This window comes from Yoonia sp. JB2-21, from assembly GCF_055693545.1.
Genome location: NZ_JBVFUC010000001.1, coordinates 1,185,521 through 1,205,836 on the forward strand (window position 1 = coordinate 1,185,521; position 20,316 = coordinate 1,205,836).

Below are 20,316 nucleotides of genomic sequence, written 5' to 3' on the forward strand. Positions count from 1 at the left end.
GTGCCGTGGACCCGCGCCAAAGCGCAAGCCCCCAAGCGTCACATCATCAAAGCGCCAACAGACCGCTCGGTAAAGACGCGCACGTAGTCACCCGGCGATGACCCCGCCCAAAAGACCCATAGGCGCGTCGGCTGTTCTTCGTCGATCCAGACGTAGTCACCCCGTTCAAGACCACGCAGTTCAGTGCCGATGTAGGTCACGCTGTTGTTGGCCAGAAAATCCGTTGCGGCCATCGTATCCTGAAACGCTGCAATCCCTAAGATCGGCGCATCAAAGTCGACAAAACCAATATGCGACCCTTCCGTGCCATCAAAGAACACATAATGGCTGGCAACTTCGGTGCCGGCAGCGAGCAGCCCTGTCTCGCTCCCGATATCGACACGCACCGGCGCATCCAGAACAATGTTTTGATCTTCGTTGAACGCATAAAGATTGTCAGTGTTGAAGTTATCTTGCCCCACAGCAAAGGGGGCTTCTGTTTCCAGAATGACAAATTCCCCGTCGCCTTCCTGCTGAACGATGTCACCGTCAACGACGATGGCCATCACAGGGGACGCAATCACCGCGCAAAGAATAGTCAGTCCAAAAAGCCGCATCACATCCTCTGAGCCCTAACCCCACCCGACTGAGTTAGGGCAAAGCTGTCGTAAGGCCAATCCGTCCCGAAACCTGCTAGGTCACGAAGGCGTCACGGCTGTAGCCTTGGATGTACAACAGCGCTGTCAGATCGCCGTGATTGATCCGCACGTCGCACTGCTCTTGTACGGTTGGTTTGGCGTGCAATGCGACCCCGGTTCCGGCCAGTGTCAGCATCCCCAGATCATTTGCGCCATCGCCGACGGCAAGAACGTCTTGCGGGGAAATCCCCAACCGCGCGGTGATCTCTTGCAGCGCCTCGACCTTTGCGGCTTTGCCCAAGATGGGTCGGCCAACCTCGCCGGTCAGTTTGCCGTCCGCCGCGATCAATGTGTTCGCGCGGTTCTCGTCAAATCCAAGAGCGGCCGCGACACGTGCTGTAAATGCTGTGAAACCGCCAGAAACAAGCGCCGCATAAGCGCCATTTGCCTTCATGGTGTTCACCAACTCATACCCCCCCGGCATATGGCTGATACGTTCATCCAACACCTGCTCGATCATCGTCTCTGGCAGGCCTTTGAGCAGGCCGACACGCTCGATCAAGGCGGCTTCGAAATCAAGTTCGCCGTTCATGGCCCGTGCCGTGATGTCGGCGACACGCGCCCCAACCCCGGCCTCGGCGGCCAATTCATCGATACATTCCTGACGGATCATGGTGCTGTCCATATCAGCCAGTAGCATCTTCTTGCGGCGGTCCTTGAGCGGCTGCACGACCAGATCGACGCATGCATTTTGCAGATCGGTCCAGACATCCCACTGATTGTCCGGTGCGACCGGAATTGCAAACTCTGCGGCTTCGTCCACGGCCAGCCAGTTGGCATCGCCCCCGCCCCACGCGTTGCGCAAACTGTCCACCAGCGCGGCATCCAGATTACGTTCGGTGGGTGTCGTGATCAGTGTGACGATCTGCATGGCGGACCTCATTATAACAATGCGCATGGTCTAGCGCCGTCCGTCCCGGGGTGCACCCCCAAAGTCAAAATACGCAAAGACACCGGGCAAGCGGGACCGGGCCCTTAGGCCGGGTTTGCGCCCAAACCTTCCCAATGTTCGCCCATTGCGACAATGCAGGATGTTCCGTTGGCATAACTTTGCAAGATCAGCCAATCGCCATTCCGGGCCGTGACCCAGATTTCAAGCATCGTTTCGGGATCGCGCAGACCCATGCCCTGACGCTCCGCGCCCCAGACCTGTTTGAGAGTTTCGGTCATCCGGGCCTTGTCATCGCAACTGACATCGGACATTTCCCCAAGCCCGCTGACCGGCAGGGCAAAGCAAACGAGGAACAGATATGCGAACCGTTTCATCATCATCAAAGGTTAGCTGCTGGTGTCGCAAAATGTAACGTTTTTATGACGACCTGTGGATAAACTGCGACTGATCGACCACAACGTCGTATCACGCGCCCCTGCTTACAGAGTGCTGCGCCGTGTCATCTTTCCGTTGCGCAGTTGTCAGAAAACTGAATCAAAAGCGTCACGAAGCTGTCGCCTTGGTCCCATATCCGCCTCTCAAAACATGGGGACGATATGCTGCAAATCGACAAGCTGACCAAACGCTTTGGGGATAAGACGGCCGTGGATGCGGCTGATATCTTGATCGACAAACCGGCCATGATCGGGATCATCGGACGCTCTGGTGCGGGCAAATCCACGCTGCTGCGCATGGTTAATCGCCTCAGCGATGCGACGACCGGCACGATCACCTTCGAAGGTCAGGACGTGACGGCATTGCGGGGGACAGCCAAGCGAAACTGGCAATCGCGGTGCGCGATGATTTTTCAACAGTTCAACCTCGTGCCACGGATGGACGTTGTCTCGAACGTGCTGCATGGCACGCTGAACAGGCGATCAACCTTCACGACGATGTTCAACCTTTATCCGCAGTCGGACATCCACAGGGCGATCGAAATTCTGGATCGCCTTGGGATCGCTGAGCAGGCCCCCAAACGGGCCGAAGCCTTGTCAGGCGGTCAACAGCAACGCGTCGCCATTGCCCGCGCCCTGATGCAAGATCCCAAGATCATTTTGGCCGATGAACCCATAGCCAGCCTCGATCCGATGAACGCGCAGGTCGTCATGCAATCCTTGCGTACCATTCACGAGGAAGATGGTCGCATGGTCATCGCCAACCTGCACACGCTTGATACTGCCCGGCGTTATTGCGACCGCGTGATTGGTATGCGCGGCGGCCGCATCGTATTTGACGGCACACCCGCACAACTGACGACCGGTGTTGCGCGTGACATTTACGGTGCGGGCGCGGATTTTTCCGAGGCCGCCACATCGACCGAAATCGAAACACTGGACAGGTCAAAAGGGCCCAAAGTCTACGCCTAAGCCAGTTCTTCCCGCGTTTTTCGCGGGCCACCTTCATCAACCCAACGGAGATAAAGATGAAAAAGACCCTCGTCGTGGTGCTTGCCGCCACCGCCCTGAGCACCGGCGCTTCTGCCCAAGAGATCACAGAGTTCCGCATTGGCATTCTGGGCGGCGAAAACGCCCAAGACCGGATGAACAATTATCAGTGCATGGTCGACTACACCACCGAAGCCCTTGGTGTTGAGACCAAACTGTTCGCGCCTGCCGACTATAACGGCGTGATTCAGGGTCTGTTGGGTGGCACCATCGACATGGCTTGGCTGGGCGCATCATCTTACGCTGCCACATATCTGCAAGACCCCGAGGCGGTCGAGCCTGTATTGATCAAGGTTAACCTCGACGGTTCTGTTGGCTATCATTCAATCGGCTTTGCCCGCGCGGACAGTGACATCGCGTCACTGGAAGATATGCAAGGTAAGGTTTTTGGCTTTGGTGATCCGAACTCGACCTCTGGCTATCTGATCCCCTCTATCGAAATTCCGCAGTATGCCGCGGGCATTACAATGGAATCCGGTGAGTACTTCGGCGAAGTGAAATTCACCGGCGGTCATGAGCAGACAATCGTGGCCGTCAACAATGGCGATATCGATGGTGGCGTGACCTGGGCCGACGGCCAAGGCAACTGGGAAGACGGCTATAACTCCGGCGCACTGCGTCGCGCTGTGGATGCCGGTCTGGTTGATATGAACGACCTTGTGCAGATCTGGCAATCCAACGTCATCCCCGAAGGCCCAGTTGTCCTGCGCAGTGCGCTGCCCGATGAGGTAAAGGCGACCATGACCACGCTGGTTGACGCGCTGTATGAAAACGACCCCGAGTGTGCATATGGCGTTGCCGCAGGCGATACGCTGGGCTTTCAGCCCGTCACCCACGACATGTACGAAAGCATCGTCGAGGCCCGCAAAGCCAAGATCGGCGGCTAAGCAATTTTCATGACGCATCCGGTAGCCCTTTTGGGGCTGCCGGTATTTCTTTGTCCGGGGTTCGCAATGGCAGACATATCACTTGGGCGCGCACCACAAGGCGTGCACAGCATTCAATCCAGCTATACTGCACAGCTGCAACGCCGCAGGCTTTATGGTGGACTAACACTTCTGATCTTCATCATGCTGATGGTGTCGGGCTTTAACCTCGCCGACGACCGCAATGCGGGTGGTTTCTGGGAAGGTCTGCACCAGATTGGCGACTATCCGGCGGATGTTTTGTCAGAAGCCTGGGAAAAACGTGCCAACCTGCCCGGTCTGATCGCCAAGTACTTTCCCGCGTTGGTGGAAACGATCAATATCGCAGCCGTCTCGACCCTGATTGGTGCCATTGGCGGGCTGTTCTTATCACTTCTGGGGACCCGTGGTCTGGCTAAATGGCCGCGACTGATCCCGCTCTTTCGGCGTATCTCTGACATCATGCGCGCAGTTCCTGAAATCGTCATCGCGCTGGTGCTGATCTTTGTTCTTGGCGGCGGTCCGGTGCCCGCGATGATCGCCATCGCGATCCACACCGCAGGTGCGCTTGGAAAGCTCTTTTCCGAGGTTGCAGAGAATGCCGACCTTAGACCCGTAGAGGGGTTGGCCTCGACCGGGGCTACGTGGTCGCAGCGCATGCTGCTGGGCGTGCTGCCGCAAGTCGCCCCAAACTATGTCAGCTACGCTCTGCTGCGTTTTGAAATCAATATTCGTGCCTCCGCGATCCTCGGCTTTGTCGGCGCGGGTGGCCTTGGCTATGAACTGCGCAATGCGATGGCGTGGGGTCCGGGGCGTTTCGACGAGGCTGCCGCAATCTTCATCCTTTTGTTCGGGACCATCGTCTTTTTTGATCAGGTCTCAAGCCACACCCGCAACCGTCTGACCGAGGGGCAAGGCCAATGAGCGTGACAGACCTCAATTTCGTCAAGCAAGAGACCGAAGGGCTTTTTCAGCGCAAGCGCCTGATTGGTTTCGGCATCCCCGCTATTATCGCGGTGTACCTTGTCTACATCTTTTTTGCATTCGATCTGCCGGGTCTGGCGCAGCGCGCCAATATGAACAACGCGGTGACGCTGGCCTCTGATAGTTGGTCACATAAGGTGCATGTCACCCGTGATAACCGGTCTGGTGAGGTAACCTACTCTTTCGAAGGCGAGCGCAAGGGCACCTACCCCGCAGGCCAGAGACCCGATTGGATCAGCGGTACCGACGTTATCGTCATCGACCTTGGTGGCGATCATATCGTGCGGTATCTGCCGGACAATCGGACCGAGATCGAAGTCCCCGGTTTTCCTTTGATCGCGGTGCAAGCCGAAGGGCGCAATCTTGTGACAAACCTGCCCCAAGAGTTGCCGGACTGGATTTCTGCGTCGAACCGGCGCGTTGGCATCACCACACCAGAGGGCCGCATCACGTTGACAGGGGCACGCACCGAGGTGTTCAACTATTTCCCCGGTTGGGAGTTGTTCTGGTTCACCCTCGACAGCCCCTATCACGGGCACGGCCTTGGGACGATCCTGTTCGGTGCGCGGCTGGATCCAGACCGGAGCAACATCACTGGCGCAGTTTCAGACTGGTGGAACAATGCCATGTGGCGGCACAAGGATGTGGCATGGGCCATCGGCGAAACGGTCCTGATGGCGTTTCTGGGCACCATGGGCGCTGCGATGATCGCACTGCCGCTGTCTTTTCTGGCAGCCAAGCGCTTTTCCCCGATCATGCTGGTGCGTGCCGGCGCACGGCGTGTATTCGACTTTGTGCGTGGTGTGGATGCGTTGATCTGGACAGTCGTACTGGCCCGCGCTTTTGGTCCCGGCCCCATGACCGGCGCATTGGCGATCCTGATCACGGACACCGGCACATTTGGCAAAATCTTCTCGGAAGCGCTTGAGAATGTGGACGGCAAACAGATCGAAGGCGTCGCTTCGACCGGGGCCAAGCCATTGCAGCGTTACCGTTTCGGGGTGATCCCGCAAATCGTTCCGGTGCTTTTGGCGCAGATCCTCTACTTTTTGGAATCCAACACCCGGTCCGCCACAATTATCGGGGCGATCACCGGAGGCGGCATCGGATTGATGCTGACCCAGGCCATTCAAACCCAGAAGGACTGGGAAGAGGTCGCCTACTATATCATGCTGATTATCGTCATGGTGATGTTCATGGACTGGTTGTCGGGTTGGCTGCGCGGCAAGCTGATTGGGCGCAAGGACTGATGACAATGGAAGACACCGGGACGTTCTTTCGCTTTACCAGAAAAAAGGGAGGTGTTTGACCGTGCCCCGCCTTAGTCCTGACGCGCCCTTCATCCATCCCGAATGCGAGATTACCGACAGCACTTTTGGTGCCTACACCGAGGTCGGCAAAGGCAGCCGCGTCGCGCATTCTGTATTTGGTGACTATAGTTATTGCGACCGTTTCGCCGACATTGCCAACGCACGGATCGGCAAGTTTGCCAATATCGCAGCGTTCAGCCGGATCGGGGCGACAGACCATCCGCTGCATACTGCGGCATGTCATCACTTTCTGTATCGCTCTGACGACTATTGGGACGATACTGCGCGGGACGCCTCTTTCTTTGCACACCGCAGATCACGGGTCGCCCATATCGGGCATGACACCTGGATCGGTGCTGGTGCGATGATCAAGCCAGAGGTCACATTGGGTGATGGGGCCGTTGTCGCCGCCGGTGCTGTGGTGACCAAGAATGTGGACCCCTACACCATCGTCGCTGGCACCCCGGCCAAGTCATTGCGTTTGCGACAACCGCGCGAGATCGCAGATCGTCTGATGGCGTTGGCATGGTGGCATTGGGACCACGACGCGCTGCGAACCGCATTGGCAGACTTTCGCAGCCTGCCAGCCGCGGCATTTCTGGAAAAGTATGGCGGATAGTCCTGACCGATTTTACCAGCGTCGAGTTTTGAAAAACTGTCAAGAAACCGACACGCCAGTGTCATGCAAGACATCACATATGAGCGCGGATAAACACGAAGGAAAATTCCATGCTCCGCACGTCTACTCTTGTTCTGGCTTGTCTGGTGACGACGCCTGTTGTCGCGCAATCTGTCGATGGCAGCGTCACATATGGCCCGCGCCCGCACTATCTGATTGATCGTATGGCAGACGGTCCGCTGAAAGATCAGCTACAGTCCTGCCGTACCCAAGAGGCCCGTACATCGCTGTTTTCGATTGGTCACCGTGGAGCACCGATGCAGTTCCCTGAGCACACAGTGGAATCGAATGTTGCAGCGGCGCGCATGGGTGCAGGTATTCTTGAGTGCGACGTGACCTTTACAAAGGATCTGGAGCTGGTCTGCCGTCATGCCCAGAACGACCTGCATACGACGACGAATATTCTTGCCACACCATTGGCTGAGACCTGCACCACGCCGTTTACGGCCGCTGACGGCGACACGTCGGCGACGGCAGAGTGCCGGACGTCCGAGATTACGCTTGAAGAGTTCCGCACGCTGACGCCCAAGATGGACGCCGCAGATGGATCCGCCACAACCGTCGCGGCCTATTTGGGTGGAACAGCGGACTGGCGCACAGACCTATATGCAGCTCAGCCCGCGACCTTGATGACCCATGCAGAGTCGATTGCCCTGTTCCAGTCACTTGGCGCGAAATTCACACCAGAACTGAAGGCACCATCGGTCGAGATGCCTTTCAATGGCTTCACCCAGCAGGACTATGCCCAAAAATTGGTGGATGAATATAAGGCCGCGGGCATTCCGCCCGAGGACGTCTGGTTGCAGTCATTCAACCTTGACGATGTGCTTTACTGGATCGAAGCCGAGCCCGCCTTTGGTGCGCAGGCGGTCTATCTGATGGATGAGTATGACATTGATGGCTATTCGCCCATGGATGCCTCAACATGGCCTAACAGCATGGAAGAACTGAAATCCATGGGCATCAATTATATCGCGCCACCAACGTGGATGCTGGTGACAACCTCGGATGATGGCGAGATTATCCCTTCTGAGCTGGCTGTTCAGGCGCAAGACGCCGGTTTGAATATGATCACCTGGACCATTGAACGCTCTGGACCGCTGACAAACGGTGGTGGCTGGTACTACCAGTCTATCGCGGACATCACCAATAGCGACGGGGTGATGTATGACTACATCGACGCGCTGGCGCAGGATGTTGGTGTTGTGGGTATCTTTTCTGACTGGCCTGCAACTGTGACCTACTACGCCAATTGTATGGGCATGGAATAGGGCACCCCTTTTTTCAGATTTGGACACCAGAAACCCCCATCCTTTGCGATGGGGGTTTCGCGTTTTCAGCCGTCGTTGGGGTCGGGACCCTCTTCGTCCAAGGTAAGCGTCACCCGGTCACCGGCAAACCATGTCCGCCCATATTCAACCGGCATCCCGCTGTTGTCCACATTGACGCCGGATGATCGCAAAAGCGGGTCGCCCTGCGTCACCTGCAAGTGCAAGGCCTGCGTCGCCGTCGCACGCACAGCCGTCAGGCGGGTCGAGGCACGGGTGTAATCGGTGATGCCTTCGGCATGCAGCGCATCGGTGACACTGCTTTTGTGCTGCAAAGTCACCGCGATGCCAGGCAAACGCGCGGCGGGAAACAAGCTTTCAAAGACCGCAATTGGCTGACCATCGGCAAGGGATAACCCGTGATAGGCGCAAACCGCATCGCCGGGCGGGATGCGCAATGCCGCTGCTTCGCCTTGGGTGGCTGCGCGTTCCTCGACCTGCAACACGCGTTTTTCCGGCCTGCGCCCTGCAGCAATCAGATTTTCATGAAACCGGACACGTTTGCCGATTGGATAATCGGTGGGTGTGGCCGCGACAAAGACACCGGCACCACGGCGCGTGCGGATCAACCCCTCATCGACCAATGCTGAAATACCGTGACGCACGGTATGGCGATTGACACCGAAGCGTTCGGCCAAAAGGGCCTCTGTCGGCAGTTTGTCACCGGGGCGGTAACGCCCTTCGGCCAAATCGCCACGCAGGGCATGTGCAATGGCCTTCCAGATCGGTGTTTTGGCGGACTTGTCATGCAAAATTCACAAAACTCCTCTGTCACTGCCGGGTGATTATGTTAGAATATGTATAGTTGTATAGAATACGGAAAAGTTGTCGAGATGAAAGATACGTCTCACCAAGAAAACCCAAGGAAGGCATGGATGGCCCTGCTGGCCAAGGCCCCGCAGGGCCAGGTCGCAGCCTTGCTGGATGCCGCCGTCACACGCCCGACTTTCAGATGGCTTCGTGCACCAGAGATCGGCAGCACGATGGTTCGGGGTCGCGCAGGTGCGACCGGTGCCCCGTTCAATCTTGGCGAAATGACAGTGACCCGCTGTGCGCTGACGCTTGAAAATGGGGCGGTCGGTCATGCCTACATTCAAGGCCGCAGCAAAGCCTGCGCCGAAGCGGCGGCGCTGGTGGATGCACTGATGCAAACAGAGGTTGCCGACACATTGCGCAAGGCGGTATTGGACCCACTGCAACAGGCCCAAGACACCGCAAAAGCAACACGCGCGGCCAAGGCTGCCGCCACGAAAGTGGATTTCTTCACGATGGTCAGAGGAGAGGATTGATGCAAGCAGAGACCTTATCGGGTGGCTTCGCAGAGCCTGCGATCCAGTCAGCACAGGCCTTTCGTAGTGTCATGGAAGCGATGGCACGTCCCGGGACGTTGCAAAACATCAGCGGTGCAGAACCTCCCGCGCCCTTATCCAAAGCGGCAGGGGCCATTTTGCTGACGCTCTGTGATACGGAAACACCCGTGCACTTGGCTGGTGACGCAGATTGCGAGGCTGTGCGCAATTGGGTGGCATTTCACACCGGCGCACCAATCGCCGGACCATCCCATTGCGTGTTTGCCGTCGGGACGTGGCAGGCATTGGCACCATTGTCAGCCTATCCCATCGGTACGTCGGCGTACCCTGACCGCTCTGCCACGCTGATCGTGGAATGCACAGACCTTGCCGCCGCCGGTGCCATCCTTACCGGTCCGGGCATCAAGACAAGCGCCGCCTTGTCGCTGCCGGAAATAAAGGCGTTTCAGATCAACAGCAGGCGGTTTCCCTTGGGCCTCGACTTCATTTTTGCCTGCAATAGCCAACTGGCAGCCCTGCCCAGATCAATAGAGGTGTCCTGATGTATGTCGCTGTCAAAGGCGGAGAGCGCGCGATTGAAAACGCCCACGCCTGGCTTGCCGAGGAGCGCCGTGGCGATACTGACGTCGCAGAGCTCAGCATTGCGCAAATCCGAGAGCAACTGAGCCTGGCCGTTCATCGTGTCATGGCGGAAGGATCGCTTTTCGATGCAGATCTGGCGGCATTGGCCATCAAGCAGGCACGCGGCGATCTGATCGAGGCGATTTTCCTAATCCGCGCCTATCGCACCACCCTGCCACGCTTTGGCGTCTCTGAACCGGTGGATACCGGCAAAATGGCGTGCGACAGGCGCATCTCTGCGACGTTCAAGGACCTCCCGGGAGGTCAGGTGCTGGGGCCAACATTCGACTACACGCACCGTTTGCTGGACTTCAAATTGGCCGCAGACGGCGAAGCGCCAAAGGCGCCGACACGCGAAGCCGCATCCGAAGGCGTGCCGCATGTGACGGCATTCCTGAACCGCGAGGGCCTGATCGAAGACGCGCCACACGACGATACCCCCGCCCGATTTGACCCGTGAACCATTGGAGATGCCTGCCGAACGTGCCCTGCGTTTGCAGGCGCTCACCCGCGCTGATGAGGGGTTCACACTCGGGCTCGCATATTCCACGCAACGCGGCTACGCCCGCAATCATGCCTTTGTCGGAGAGCTGCGCATCGGTAGCGTTCCGGTCGAGATGGATATCCCTGAACTGGGTTTTGCTGTCGAGATCGGCGAAGTGGTGCTAACCGAATGCGAAACGGTCAACCAGTTCAAAGGCTCAAAGACCGAACCGCCCCAATTCACGCGCGGCTATGGTTTGGTCTTTGGCCAGTCCGAGCGCAAAGCGATTTCGATGGCGCTGGTTGACCGTACTCTGCGCTGGGAAGAGTTGGGCGAGGATTTTGAAGGCGCCCCCGCGCAGGACGCCGAGTTCGTTCTTTATCATGCAGACAATATTCAGGCGACGGGCTTTCTCGAACATATCAAGCTACCGCATTACGTCGACTTCCAGTCAGAGCTTGAGTTGGTCCGCAAACTGCGCCGCGAGGCTGGCGCGCACCACGTACAGGAGGCCGCAGAATGACCATAGGCAACGTCGTCTTCGACATCGGTGGCGTGTTGGTTGATTGGCAACCCCATCTGGCTTGGGTTGATGATCTGGGAACGGAAGGTGCGCATGCCTTTATGGATCGCATCGCGTTCGATCGTATCAACTTTGCTTGCGATGCCGGTGCCCGGTTCGGCGATGCCGCGGCGCGGCTTGCAGACCCAGAAGATGCAAAACATCTGGCAAACTATGTCCCCCAGTATGGCAGGACAGTACCCGATAAGATCGCGGGCACATGGGACGTGCTTTATGCGCTGCGCGACAACAGCGTTCCGCTTCATGCCATAACCAACTGGTCAGCAGAGACATGGCCGGAAGCCATTCAGGTTCACCCTGAATTGGCAGAGGTCTTTGACACCACGGTCGTCTCTGGCGAGGTCGGCATCGTGAAGCCCAGCGTCGAGATTTACCGGCTTTTGTGCACACACGCCGGGGTGCGCCCGGAAACATGTGTCTTTATCGACGACGGCCTGCACAATTGTATCGGCGCGCAGGCCGCAGGCATGGACGCGATCCAGTTCACAGACGCCGATAGTTTGCGCATGCAACTTCGAGATCGGGGACTGCTATGACCGACCAAGCCTATAATTTTGCCTACCTTGACGAGCAAACCAAACGGATGATCCGCCGCGCAATTCTGAAAGGCCTTGCTGTTCCGGGCTATCAGGTGCCCTTTGCCAGCCGCGAGATGCCAATGCCCTATGGCTGGGGAACAGGTGGCGTACAGGTTTCGGCCGCTGTGCTGACGCAGGACGATACATTCAAGGTGATTGATCAGGGTGCCGATGACACGACAAATGCCGTTTCCATCCGCACGTTCTTTGAGCGTACCGCAGGCGTCAAGACAACCACTGCGACGGCCCAAGCATCGGTTATTCAAACCCGCCACCGCATCCCCGAAGAGCCCCTGACCGAAGGGCAGATCCTTGTCTATCAGGTGCCGATCCCCGAACCGCTCCGCTTTCTGGAGCCGCGTGAGAGCGAAACCCGCAAGATGCATGCTCTTGAAGAATATGGCTTGATGCACGTGAAGCTTTATGAAGACATCAGCCGCCACGGTCACATCGCGACTTCCTACGCCTATCCCGTAAAAGTCGAAGGCCGCTATGTGATGGACCCTTCGCCGATCCCGAAGTTCGACAATCCCAAGCTGGGCGACATGGCGGCGATCCAGCTCTTTGGCGCAGGGCGCGAACAAAGGATTTATGCGCTACCGCCCTACACACAGGTGGTCAGCCTTGATTTCGAAGATCATCCGTTTGATGCCTCTAAAGCCGACCACCCCTGCGGGCTGTGTGGTGCTGAAGACAGCTATCTTGATGAGGTGATCGTCGATGACGCCGGTGGGCGGATGTTCGTCTGCTCTGACACTGATTACTGCGAGGGCCGACAGATGGCAGGCCACAAGGGAAAGGACGCGGCATGACACCTTTGCTGTCGGTATCCGGTATTACCAAACGCTATGGCGCGCATATCGGGTGTTCCGATGTGTCATTCGACCTGTTCCCCGGCGAGGTCATGGGCATCGTGGGCGAAAGCGGTTCTGGAAAATCTACCTTGCTGAACTGCATGGCGGGGCATCTGGTCCCGGATGCGGGGAAGGTCGTGTTCGATACCCGTGCTGATGGCCCAAAAGATACCATCACCATGTCTGAGCCTGAACGCCGGATGCTCGGCCGTACCGACTGGGCCTTTGTGCATCAGAACGCACGCGACGGTTTGCGCATGGGTGTTTCGGCGGGCGGCAACGTCGGTGAACGGCTGATGGCTGTGGGGGAACGTCACTATGGTGGCATCCGCGACAAAGCCACAGACTGGCTAGGGCGGGTAGAGATCGACGCGGCCCGCATAGATGACCGGCCCACAACATTTTCTGGCGGTATGCAACAGCGCCTGCAGATCGCCCGCAATCTGGTGACCGGACCGCGACTGGTGTTCATGGACGAACCAACCGGTGGGCTGGACGTGTCCGTGCAAGCGCGCCTGCTTGATCTGCTTCGGGGTCTTGTGCGGGACATGGGGCTATCGGCGATTATCGTCACACATGACCTTGCTGTTGTGCGTCTGCTTGCGGATCGTCTGATGGTGATGAAATCGGGGCATGTGATCGAGGCCGGATTGACCGATCAGGTGCTTGATGACCCACAGCACGCTTACAGCCAACTTCTTGTCAGTTCCGTTTTGCAGGTGTGACCCATGATTGAACTCAAAAACGTCTCGAAAACCTTTACGCTGCACAATCAGGGCAGCGCCATTATCGAGGTCATCAGCGATGTGTCCTTGGCGGTCGCCAAAGGAGAATGTGTGGCACTGACCGGGGCGTCAGGTGCCGGTAAATCCACCTTGATGCGCATGATCTACGGCAACTATCTGACGCAGAAAGGTCAAATTCGCATCGGCGATGTTGATCTGGTTCAGTCCGCCCCGCGCGAGGTGATCGCTCTGCGCCGTGACGTACTGGGGTACGTCAGCCAGTTCCTGCGCGTTGTGCCGCGTGTCCCGACACTCGACGTGGTCGCAGAACCCCTGCGCGCTGTCGGCGTGTCACGCGAAGATGCGCAAGCGCGTGCGCAGGCGCTGCTGACACAACTGAATATCCCGCAGCGGCTCTGGTCTTTGTCGCCGACCACATTTTCAGGTGGCGAACAGCAGCGCGTGAATATCGCCCGCGGCTTTGCGCATACCTACCCCGCGCTATTGCTGGACGAACCCACCGCAAGCCTTGATGCAGCCAACCGCGAGGTCGTGCTTGCGCTGATCGAAGAGGCCAAGGCCCGAGGTGCAGCGATCATCGGCATTTTCCATGATGAGGCCGCCCGCGACCGCGTCTGCGACCGTGAAATTGACGTTAGCTGCTTTACCCGCGGACAGGCAGCATGACCCAAGGGCGTCTCATTGCGGTTGTTGGCCCATCAGGTGTTGGCAAGGACAGCGTGATGGTGGGCATCCGCGATGCGATGCCACAGATCCAACTGGTGCGCCGGGTGATTACCCGCGACCCGGAATTGGGCGGCGAAGACTATGATGCGGTGTCAGACGCAGACTTTGACGCTTTGGTCAGGGCCAGCGCATTTGCCGTGCATTGGGATGCTCACGGGCTTCGGTACGGCATCCCCAGCGGCGTAAAACATCAACTGGACAAGGGTATGGATTGTCTCGTCAACTTCTCTCGCAAGGCCTTAGAGGAGGCCGCCGCGATTTTTCCGCGGTTCATGGTTCTGAACATTACGGCACAGCCTAACACGCTTGCCAAGCGACTTGCGGCACGCGGACGCGAGACCGAAGACGAAATTGCGAAACGTCTGGCGCAAGGGGCAAAACCTTTGCCAACAGACCTTCATGTGATCAACCTGCCCAACGACGGCCCGTTGTCCCAGACCATCACGCGCGGCGTCACGCTTCTTCAACCAGCAAGGGCGTAACGATGGATGATCTCAAAATGCCCATCCTCACGCTCTCCGCACAAGGCAATCTGATCCATGACGAACGGTGCGGGCAATGCCGGCAGAGCACGCCGCAGTTCATCGGACCAAGTAACAAGCGCATCTTGGGGCAGCCTGCCCGACAGTGTCAGGTGAAACCGGAATTCTTCGATCACATAAGGGTAGCCCCAGTCCATCAAAAGCGCCTCTTGTCGCGAACTGAGACCCGCCTGTCTGCGTTTGGCAAGCTCGGCGTCGGATGCGGGGGCGCGGTAGGGGTCAAGCATGCGAACACAAGCCGCCGCAACCCGCTGCAACTCACCGGTATCACCGTGCGGCGTCAGTGCCAGAAACTCACCCAGCGACCGCAACGCCAGTCCATCGCAGGCGGCAGGTGCCAGCGATGCGGCCAATTTCGAGGTCGCGGCTTCGAGAGCGTCAAGCGTATGCCCCCGCTGCAATCGGAACGGCGGCTTCAAGGTGCCATGAAACCCATATTTGCGCGGTGTCATCGTGATGTCATGCAAACCGGGCAAATCAGGCTGTGCAGCCGCACAGCCCTGCGCAACATCCCACCCCAGCCAGGCCGCGCCAAAATCAGCCAGCGGCCCTTGTGGCGGAACATAGTAAATCGCAAATCGAGAATATGACATGAATTCCCCTTTCATCGCGGCCTCTTTGACAAACTCTTGTGACAGCGACATGTCAGACGATCTGTGCCTTGCCAATGCACAACTGGTCTTGTCAGACCGGGTGGTGACAGGCGCAATCACCATAGAAAGCGGTGTGATCACGGACATCGTGGAAGGGCATCAGGTGCCGATGGGCGCGATAGATTGCGCCGGCGATTTCGTGCTGCCGGGACTGGTGGAACTGCATACCGACAATGTCGAACGCCACATCGAACCGCGCCCCTCTGTGGACTGGCCCCATCTGCCTGCACTGATTGCGCATGATGCGGAACTGGCCTCGACCGGTATCACGACTGTGTTTGATGCGATGCGTGTAGGTTCCATCCATAGCGGCAAGGGGCGTTACATCGATTATGCCCGCAAGCTGGCGGATGAATTGCTGGCTGCCCGCGCGCAAGGCCTGTTCAAAATTAGTCACTTCCTGCACCTGCGGGCTGAGATTTGCTCAGAAACCTTGCTGACGGAATTGGCCGCTTTCGGGCCGGAAGACCGCGTCGGCATCGTCAGCCTGATGGACCATACGCCCGGACAGCGACAATTTCGTGATTTGTCAGTGCTAAAGACATATGTCGCCAAAAAGCGCGGTATGGACGACTCTGAATTTGCAGCACACGTCAAAAACCTGTTGGCGCTTCAAGGCCGCTTTGGGGCGAAACATGAGGCCGGTGCCGTGAAAGAAGCAGGCCGCCTTGGTGCCGTGCTGGCCAGCCACGACGACACGACAGCCGATCATGTAAAAACGTCATCGGCCAACGGTGTCGGCTTTGCCGAATTTCCCACAACCCAGGAGGCCGCAGAGGCATGCCGCGGCCACGGCATTGCCGTGATGATGGGTGCGCCGAACTTGATCCGTGGGGGGTCCCACTCGGGCAATGTCGCCGCCAAAGATCTGGCAAAGGCCGATCTTCTCGACATCGTCTCGTCTGACTATGTGCCCTCGGCGCTGTTGTTATCTGCTTTCCATCTTGCACGGGTCTGGGATAATCTGCCCCGCGCCGTCGCCACAGTGACCTGCAATCCGGCCAAGGCCGCGCGATTGGGTGACCGCGGCGCGCTTGAACCGGGGTTGCGCGGCGATGTCCTGCGCGTGCGCATCGTTGGTCAAACACCTTTGCTGCGTGGCGTTTGGAGCCAGGGCAACAAGGTCGGATAGCTCTGTGGCCCTGTCTGTGCAGCGGACACCGCTGCAGCGGTTTTACGCGGATAGGAAACATGCGCTCCTAGAATGCCGACATTTACCCCAATCGCTGGTGTGTTTGCCTGTTGCTGTTTTTACTGGGGTTCCGTATGTCCGGCGGTGGGACACCCTTCCCCAACGAAGGGTCATGTTCATTTCCATTTTCCTTATATTTTTCAGTTACTTGCCGTTCTCTCAGTTTCGTCTTGTGTCAGATTTGTGCCAAATAGCACATCAATGACGGTCGGATCATCCATTGCGTGAGCGTAGTATTTCATCACCGTAGCAACGTCTCTCCAGCCTCCCCGAACCGCGACAGTTTTAGGATCAATCCCTGCCTGCAACATCGAAGTAGCGAACCCGTGACGGCAACAGTGTGGAGACAGTTTTTCGATCCCTGCACGACTCACAACGTTGTTCCAGACTTGGCCGACACTCTGACCAGAAGCATACTTGAAAACCAAATCCGCCGGATTTCGGTTTGACGGAATTCGCTCTAACGCGGCGACCACAGGTGACGAAAGGTGAGCAATACGTCTGCTCTTAACCTTAGTTTGATTGATAACAGCCACTTTTTTAAAGATGTTCACATCATCCCAGGTTAGCGCGCAGGCTTCGCCCCGGCGCGCCCCCGTTCCAAACATGAAGAGGCAAAGCGCCGCAAGATGAAACAAATCATCTTGAACGGCTTGAGAAGCAAACGACTCTACCCATTCGCGGGTGACTGGTATCTTTGTATCCGCGTCAACTTTGAAGCGCTCCACTTTCAACGGCAAGCACCAACCCAATGCAGCTGAGTGGTTGATGATCGCTTGCGCGGGCGCAATCCCTTGTCTGTTCCGTGTCGCGTTAGATCCGTTGGGATAGAGGCGTCGGGCCATCTGGCGAATGGCTTCGCCTGTAATCGTCGCAACAAGCGTGTTTCTCCAATGGTCTTCGATCAAATTGAGAAAACGATCCTCGCGCCCAGCTTGCCTGTACGCGATGGCAGCCTGTGCGAAAGTCAGCGTTGCCCCTGGCCCATCAAGATGACTTTTCCAAGCTTTCGCTTCGACCTCGGCTGCGATCCGCTCCGCGATCCTTTTGTCCGCTGTGCCCGTAGGGCCTCGTAATCGCCTACCGGCAACTGTGCCCCGGTAACTGTAGAGCTTGTTCCGTTTGAAGACCTTGAGCGGCATTCCATTGCCTCCATGAACGCGACCACGTGATGATCTAACATAATGACTTTCTGACCAATTTTGCAAAAGCAGCCGAGTTCTCTGACTGTATCGCTTACAAAACGAGGCGAAGCGCCAAGTTTCTCGGCCAGCGCTTTTGGCGTTGTATGCGTCGGGACAATATCAGCCATCAGTCCCGTCCGCGATATCAGGAACTGATGACGTACCTTGGGACGACTTTATCAATGTCTCAAGCTGAACCGGCGTAAGAAGCATCAGCCTACCAAACTTGTGGAACTGTCCAGTTTGGCGTGCCCTAGAACGGATCAAACGCGGTGAAACATGCACCCCGTGTTCCTTGAGGCTTTCGCTCCATGCTTCGGGCGTTTTCCCATGATTCAATAATTCTGACATGTGGCACCTGCTTAATCTACGAACTCTTGCAAGTTGTTACAGACTTCCAGTAACGTGCAAACACGTTCCGGTAAAATACTACATTTTAGGAACATTCGTTCCGATACGGGAGAGACTGATGTGCGCGTTTAAGATTGCAGGAAGTGGCGACCCAGAAGACACTATGGACGGCAAGGAGTACCAAAAATTCTTGGACCGCCAGCGCATGGAGGCGAGATACGGGCCTGATACGCCGGTTCATGACAACCTGCTCCGATTTCGCATCCGGAAAAGGTTGAAGAAGCGACAGATAGCGGACCTCATGGGAGTAACGACACGCACCTACTACGCCTACGAGAAGGGTACGCGGGCCATTCCATCCGATGCGCTCGTCAAACTGGCGACACTGACCAGAGCAGACCTAAACGAAATTCTTATGGGACGGCCAGCGTCAAACCAAGCTCAGGTGATGAAGTCAGGCCTAGAGGACATGAGGATCTTGGATGGTTTGTTGCGATCAAACTACCCAGAGCTTAACGAAGAGGACCGTCACAAGGTTACCCGAAGAATTGTCACCACTGACTGGGGTGATTTGCCGAGAATGCACCCAGAGGCAATACGTCGTGCCGTGGCGCAAACGACCATGTATCGCGATGAGCCCTTAGAATTGCGCGCTCCGCCGATGCTTGAAGACTTTGAAGGAAGCGAAGACGATTACGAGCAAGCTCTGAAAGACTGGCACCAGCTGGTCGATGACAATTTTGGCAAGCCTGACTAATTCGACTCATTGGGGCCACACGTAGGTACCGGGCCACTGGAAATGATTGTCAGAGTTCCTTTCAGAACAATCAGGAGCTAGCCAGCAGACGCTACTAAATTACCCGCCCGCCGTTGTAAAACTAGTTGCTCCAACTCCGAGAGTTTTTTGTTTGTAAGCGACCTACCTAGTCTTGGCGGCACATAGATTGCCTCAAATCCACCGCCACCTACCCAATTGGCCTGTTGAGTAATCCCGTTTGGATCGACACCTTCTACCACAGCCTGAAGCCGTGGAAGCGTGAATCGTGCGAATGTACTGTGGCTGCGTTCGACCAAAACCCAGCGACGTCTCATTTTGTGGGCAGTTGCTGCGGTCGTACCGCTCCCTCCAAACAAATCCACCACCAGCTCACCAGGTTTGCTAGCGACATGAATTATGCGTTCCAACAGTTCTTCAGGCTTTGGAGTGTCAAAAACCGCCGCCTCAGGAAAGAGCGCCATCAAATGGCGCTTGGCATCATCGTTGGTGCCAGTTTCGGCCGTTCCCCAAATGGTGAAGGGCACCAAGCCTCTTAATTGGTGACTGAAGAGCTTTATCCGTGGCGAACCTGCACCGCTCTTAGGGAACCAAATCCTATCCTCAGCCAATAGTTGTCGATAGGTTGGTTCGGTAGCATACCATGATCTGCCCCTGGGTGGCTTCAAAACATCCCCCGAAGGCGTTTCGATCGGATATTGCTGAGCAGCACGATATCCGGGAGCCGTGAACGGCGCATCTGCCCAGGGACCGCGAGGATCATCATCCCTGTTCTTGAGGTGCGCGTTGTCTTTTTCGAGCAAGTTTCTAGAAGTCTTCCACTTCCTCGGTCCGCTCGGCGCATATACCAACAGAGTGTCATGGTTGTTTGAAAACGCCGTCCGGGACTCTCGCGTCGTTCGCTTCTGCCAGATAATGGATGAAACAAAGGCTCCTTCGCCAAACACTTCATCCATCACAAATCTAGCCCGGTGAACCTCGGCGTCATCAAGGTGCACCCAGATGCTCGCGTCGTCTGACAAGTGTGGTTGCAAAGCAAGCAACCGGTCGCGGAACATACTTAGCCACTTCGAACGATCTAAGGCGTCGTCATATGCACGTACATCAGCATTCGTGTTAAATGGCGGATCAATGTATACAAGTCGGATTTTGTCTTCAAGCACATCAGTATGATGAGACAGAGCCTCAAGAACGTCTGCGCCATCCCCTATCGCCATAACATTTGACGAAGGAAGCGGCATGTCTCCGCCAAAACTGTGCACGTTAAGTGCTTCATTGAGAATACTGTCGGACGGCTTCACCCATTCATAAGCTCGGGAGCCAGACGCAAGCAACGCCAAGTCCTTGTTCTTCCAATTTAGAGTAACTTCTGCCATGTAGCCTCGATAAGTAAGGAAGAATCCTTGCCAAAAAGTGCACGTAGCGCGTTGATCGCGCTCTTGGGAACCTTACACAGTG

23 protein-coding genes and 1 pseudogene are annotated in these 20,316 nt (G+C 56.9%); 16 read left to right on the forward strand and 8 right to left on the reverse strand.

The window, feature by feature from the left end:
* Nucleotides 1–38: 38 nt before the first annotated feature.
* The 3 genes from ACZ1G5_RS05940 to ACZ1G5_RS05950 all read right to left on the reverse strand — a co-directional run bounded on the left by ACZ1G5_RS05940 (nt 39) and on the right by ACZ1G5_RS05950 (nt 1,943).
* Nucleotides 39–596 (reverse strand): hypothetical protein, encoded by a 558-nt coding sequence (locus ACZ1G5_RS05940; RefSeq protein WP_472731971.1) that lies wholly within the window; start codon nt 594–596, stop codon nt 39–41.
* A 76-nt stretch (nt 597–672) separates the two neighbouring features.
* The gene (serB, locus tag ACZ1G5_RS05945) at nt 673–1,548 is read right to left on the reverse strand and encodes a phosphoserine phosphatase SerB (protein WP_472731972.1); all 876 of its coding nucleotides are present in this window, start codon (nt 1,546–1,548) and stop codon (nt 673–675) included.
* 104 nt (nt 1,549–1,652) lie between these two features.
* Nucleotides 1,653–1,943: a hypothetical protein gene (locus ACZ1G5_RS05950; protein ID WP_472731973.1), complete on the reverse strand. Its 291-nt coding sequence runs from the start codon at nt 1,941–1,943 to the stop codon at nt 1,653–1,655.
* Between the two features lie 222 nt (nt 1,944–2,165).
* On the opposite strand from ACZ1G5_RS05950, the gene phnC reads away from it, so the two are divergent.
* The 6 genes from phnC (at nt 2,166) to ACZ1G5_RS05980 (ending at nt 8,202) form a co-directional block, all read left to right on the forward strand.
* Complete coding sequence (phnC, locus tag ACZ1G5_RS05955) at nt 2,166–2,975, forward strand: phosphonate ABC transporter ATP-binding protein (protein ID WP_472731974.1); 810 nt, start codon at nt 2,166–2,168, stop codon at nt 2,973–2,975.
* A gap of 56 nt (nt 2,976–3,031) precedes the next feature.
* Entirely contained in the window at nt 3,032–3,940 is a 909-nt protein-coding gene (phnD, locus tag ACZ1G5_RS05960) for a phosphonate ABC transporter substrate-binding protein (protein ID WP_472731975.1), read from the forward strand.
* A gap of 66 nt (nt 3,941–4,006) precedes the next feature.
* Nucleotides 4,007–4,882: a phosphonate ABC transporter, permease protein PhnE gene (gene phnE / locus ACZ1G5_RS05965; RefSeq protein ID WP_472734284.1), complete on the forward strand. Its 876-nt coding sequence runs from the start codon at nt 4,007–4,009 to the stop codon at nt 4,880–4,882.
* Nucleotides 4,879–6,192, forward strand: a complete 1,314-nt coding sequence (phnE, locus tag ACZ1G5_RS05970) for a phosphonate ABC transporter, permease protein PhnE (protein WP_472731976.1) — start codon at nt 4,879–4,881, stop codon at nt 6,190–6,192. The genes phnE (ACZ1G5_RS05965) and phnE (ACZ1G5_RS05970) overlap by 4 nt, the downstream gene beginning before the upstream one ends.
* A gap of 61 nt (nt 6,193–6,253) precedes the next feature.
* Nucleotides 6,254–6,871, forward strand: a complete 618-nt coding sequence (locus ACZ1G5_RS05975) for a DapH/DapD/GlmU-related protein (RefSeq protein ID WP_472731977.1) — start codon at nt 6,254–6,256, stop codon at nt 6,869–6,871.
* 110 nt (nt 6,872–6,981) lie between these two features.
* The gene (locus ACZ1G5_RS05980; RefSeq protein ID WP_472731978.1) at nt 6,982–8,202 is read left to right on the forward strand and encodes a glycerophosphodiester phosphodiesterase family protein; all 1,221 of its coding nucleotides are present in this window, start codon (nt 6,982–6,984) and stop codon (nt 8,200–8,202) included.
* Nucleotides 8,203–8,267: 65 nt separating this feature from the next.
* Here the strand turns inward: ACZ1G5_RS05980 and phnF are convergent, their stop codons facing one another.
* Nucleotides 8,268–9,011, reverse strand: a complete 744-nt coding sequence (gene phnF / locus ACZ1G5_RS05985; protein ID WP_472731979.1) for a phosphonate metabolism transcriptional regulator PhnF — start codon at nt 9,009–9,011, stop codon at nt 8,268–8,270.
* 81 nt (nt 9,012–9,092) lie between these two features.
* Between phnF and phnG the strand changes: the two genes are divergently transcribed.
* From phnG to phnN, 8 genes and pseudogenes are all read left to right on the forward strand, one after another.
* Nucleotides 9,093–9,548: a phosphonate C-P lyase system protein PhnG gene (gene phnG, locus ACZ1G5_RS05990; protein ID WP_472731980.1), complete on the forward strand. Its 456-nt coding sequence runs from the start codon at nt 9,093–9,095 to the stop codon at nt 9,546–9,548.
* Nucleotides 9,548–10,111, forward strand: coding sequence for a phosphonate C-P lyase system protein PhnH (gene phnH, locus ACZ1G5_RS05995; protein WP_472731981.1), 564 nt, complete (start codon nt 9,548–9,550; stop codon nt 10,109–10,111). Before phnG ends, phnH begins: the two co-directional genes overlap by 1 nt.
* A pseudogene (locus ACZ1G5_RS06000) lies at nt 10,111–11,197 on the forward strand (carbon-phosphorus lyase complex subunit). The gene phnH and the pseudogene ACZ1G5_RS06000 overlap by 1 nt, the downstream one beginning before the upstream one ends.
* A complete protein-coding gene (locus ACZ1G5_RS06005; protein ID WP_472731982.1) occupies nt 11,194–11,793 on the forward strand; it encodes an HAD-IA family hydrolase in 600 nt (199 codons plus the stop codon). The pseudogene ACZ1G5_RS06000 and the gene ACZ1G5_RS06005 overlap by 4 nt, the downstream one beginning before the upstream one ends.
* The gene (locus ACZ1G5_RS06010; RefSeq protein WP_472731983.1) at nt 11,790–12,647 is read left to right on the forward strand and encodes an alpha-D-ribose 1-methylphosphonate 5-phosphate C-P-lyase PhnJ; all 858 of its coding nucleotides are present in this window, start codon (nt 11,790–11,792) and stop codon (nt 12,645–12,647) included. Before ACZ1G5_RS06005 ends, ACZ1G5_RS06010 begins: the two co-directional genes overlap by 4 nt.
* Complete coding sequence (gene phnK, locus ACZ1G5_RS06015; protein WP_472731984.1) at nt 12,644–13,414, forward strand: phosphonate C-P lyase system protein PhnK; 771 nt, start codon at nt 12,644–12,646, stop codon at nt 13,412–13,414. The genes ACZ1G5_RS06010 and phnK overlap by 4 nt, the downstream gene beginning before the upstream one ends.
* A 3-nt stretch (nt 13,415–13,417) precedes the next feature.
* Nucleotides 13,418–14,101: a phosphonate C-P lyase system protein PhnL gene (gene phnL, locus ACZ1G5_RS06020; RefSeq protein WP_472731985.1), complete on the forward strand. Its 684-nt coding sequence runs from the start codon at nt 13,418–13,420 to the stop codon at nt 14,099–14,101.
* The gene (gene phnN / locus ACZ1G5_RS06025) at nt 14,098–14,643 is read left to right on the forward strand and encodes a phosphonate metabolism protein/1,5-bisphosphokinase (PRPP-forming) PhnN (RefSeq protein ID WP_472731986.1); all 546 of its coding nucleotides are present in this window, start codon (nt 14,098–14,100) and stop codon (nt 14,641–14,643) included. Before phnL ends, phnN begins: the two co-directional genes overlap by 4 nt.
* Here the strand turns inward: phnN and ACZ1G5_RS06030 are convergent.
* On the reverse strand, nt 14,625–15,296 hold the full coding sequence (locus tag ACZ1G5_RS06030) for a DUF1045 domain-containing protein (RefSeq protein ID WP_472731987.1): 672 nt from the start codon (nt 15,294–15,296) through the stop codon (nt 14,625–14,627). The genes phnN and ACZ1G5_RS06030 overlap by 19 nt on opposite strands.
* On the opposite strand from ACZ1G5_RS06030, the gene ACZ1G5_RS06035 reads away from it, so the two are divergent.
* Nucleotides 15,295–16,488, forward strand: a complete 1,194-nt coding sequence (locus ACZ1G5_RS06035) for an alpha-D-ribose 1-methylphosphonate 5-triphosphate diphosphatase (RefSeq protein ID WP_472731988.1) — start codon at nt 15,295–15,297, stop codon at nt 16,486–16,488. The genes ACZ1G5_RS06030 and ACZ1G5_RS06035 overlap by 2 nt on opposite strands.
* A 200-nt stretch (nt 16,489–16,688) precedes the next feature.
* On the opposite strand, the gene ACZ1G5_RS06040 is transcribed toward ACZ1G5_RS06035, so the two are convergent.
* Entirely contained in the window at nt 16,689–17,756 is a 1,068-nt protein-coding gene (locus ACZ1G5_RS06040; RefSeq protein WP_472731989.1) for a tyrosine-type recombinase/integrase, read from the reverse strand.
* 96 nt (nt 17,757–17,852) lie between these two features.
* Nucleotides 17,853–18,083 carry a hypothetical protein gene (locus ACZ1G5_RS06045; protein ID WP_472731990.1) on the reverse strand — a complete coding sequence of 77 codons (231 nt, stop codon included), beginning with the start codon at nt 18,081–18,083 and terminating at the stop codon, nt 17,853–17,855.
* A 205-nt stretch (nt 18,084–18,288) separates the two neighbouring features.
* Here ACZ1G5_RS06045 and ACZ1G5_RS06050 point away from each other — a divergent pair, with 205 nt between their 5' ends.
* Nucleotides 18,289–18,840 carry a helix-turn-helix domain-containing protein gene (locus ACZ1G5_RS06050; protein WP_472734285.1) on the forward strand — a complete coding sequence of 184 codons (552 nt, stop codon included), beginning with the start codon at nt 18,289–18,291 and terminating at the stop codon, nt 18,838–18,840.
* A 77-nt stretch (nt 18,841–18,917) separates the two neighbouring features.
* Here ACZ1G5_RS06050 and ACZ1G5_RS06055 read toward each other — a convergent pair whose 3' ends face one another.
* Nucleotides 18,918–20,234, reverse strand: a complete 1,317-nt coding sequence (locus ACZ1G5_RS06055) for a site-specific DNA-methyltransferase (protein WP_472731991.1) — start codon at nt 20,232–20,234, stop codon at nt 18,918–18,920.
* Nucleotides 20,235–20,316: the final 82 nt, after the last annotated feature.

Bases quoted from the DNA above. Each gene is read 5' to 3' on its own strand.
- ACZ1G5_RS06045 (WP_472731990.1), bottom strand. From the start codon at position 18,083: ATGTCAGAATTATTGAATCATGGGAAAACGCCCGAAGCATGGAGCGAA.
- phnL (WP_472731985.1), top strand. From the start codon at position 13,418: ATGATTGAACTCAAAAACGTCTCGAAAACCTTTACGCTGCACAATCAG.
- ACZ1G5_RS05950 (WP_472731973.1), bottom strand. From the start codon at position 1,943: ATGAAACGGTTCGCATATCTGTTCCTCGTTTGCTTTGCCCTGCCGGTC.
- ACZ1G5_RS06055 (WP_472731991.1), bottom strand. From the start codon at position 20,234: ATGGCAGAAGTTACTCTAAATTGGAAGAACAAGGACTTGGCGTTGCTT.
- phnG (WP_472731980.1), top strand. From the start codon at position 9,093: ATGAAAGATACGTCTCACCAAGAAAACCCAAGGAAGGCATGGATGGCC.
- ACZ1G5_RS06050 (WP_472734285.1), top strand. From the start codon at position 18,289: ATGGAGGCGAGATACGGGCCTGATACGCCGGTTCATGACAACCTGCTC.
- phnN (WP_472731986.1), top strand. From the start codon at position 14,098: ATGACCCAAGGGCGTCTCATTGCGGTTGTTGGCCCATCAGGTGTTGGC.
- ACZ1G5_RS05940 (WP_472731971.1), bottom strand. From the start codon at position 596: ATGCGGCTTTTTGGACTGACTATTCTTTGCGCGGTGATTGCGTCCCCT.
- serB (WP_472731972.1), bottom strand. From the start codon at position 1,548: ATGCAGATCGTCACACTGATCACGACACCCACCGAACGTAATCTGGAT.
- phnK (WP_472731984.1), top strand. From the start codon at position 12,644: ATGACACCTTTGCTGTCGGTATCCGGTATTACCAAACGCTATGGCGCG.
- phnC (WP_472731974.1), top strand. From the start codon at position 2,166: ATGCTGCAAATCGACAAGCTGACCAAACGCTTTGGGGATAAGACGGCC.
- phnH (WP_472731981.1), top strand. From the start codon at position 9,548: ATGCAAGCAGAGACCTTATCGGGTGGCTTCGCAGAGCCTGCGATCCAG.
- ACZ1G5_RS05980 (WP_472731978.1), top strand. From the start codon at position 6,982: ATGCTCCGCACGTCTACTCTTGTTCTGGCTTGTCTGGTGACGACGCCT.
- phnE (WP_472731976.1), top strand. From the start codon at position 4,879: ATGAGCGTGACAGACCTCAATTTCGTCAAGCAAGAGACCGAAGGGCTT.
- ACZ1G5_RS06035 (WP_472731988.1), top strand. From the start codon at position 15,295: ATGAATTCCCCTTTCATCGCGGCCTCTTTGACAAACTCTTGTGACAGC.
- phnE (WP_472734284.1), top strand. From the start codon at position 4,007: ATGGCAGACATATCACTTGGGCGCGCACCACAAGGCGTGCACAGCATT.
- ACZ1G5_RS06010 (WP_472731983.1), top strand. From the start codon at position 11,790: ATGACCGACCAAGCCTATAATTTTGCCTACCTTGACGAGCAAACCAAA.
- ACZ1G5_RS06030 (WP_472731987.1), bottom strand. From the start codon at position 15,296: ATGTCATATTCTCGATTTGCGATTTACTATGTTCCGCCACAAGGGCCG.
- phnD (WP_472731975.1), top strand. From the start codon at position 3,032: ATGAAAAAGACCCTCGTCGTGGTGCTTGCCGCCACCGCCCTGAGCACC.
- ACZ1G5_RS06005 (WP_472731982.1), top strand. From the start codon at position 11,194: ATGACCATAGGCAACGTCGTCTTCGACATCGGTGGCGTGTTGGTTGAT.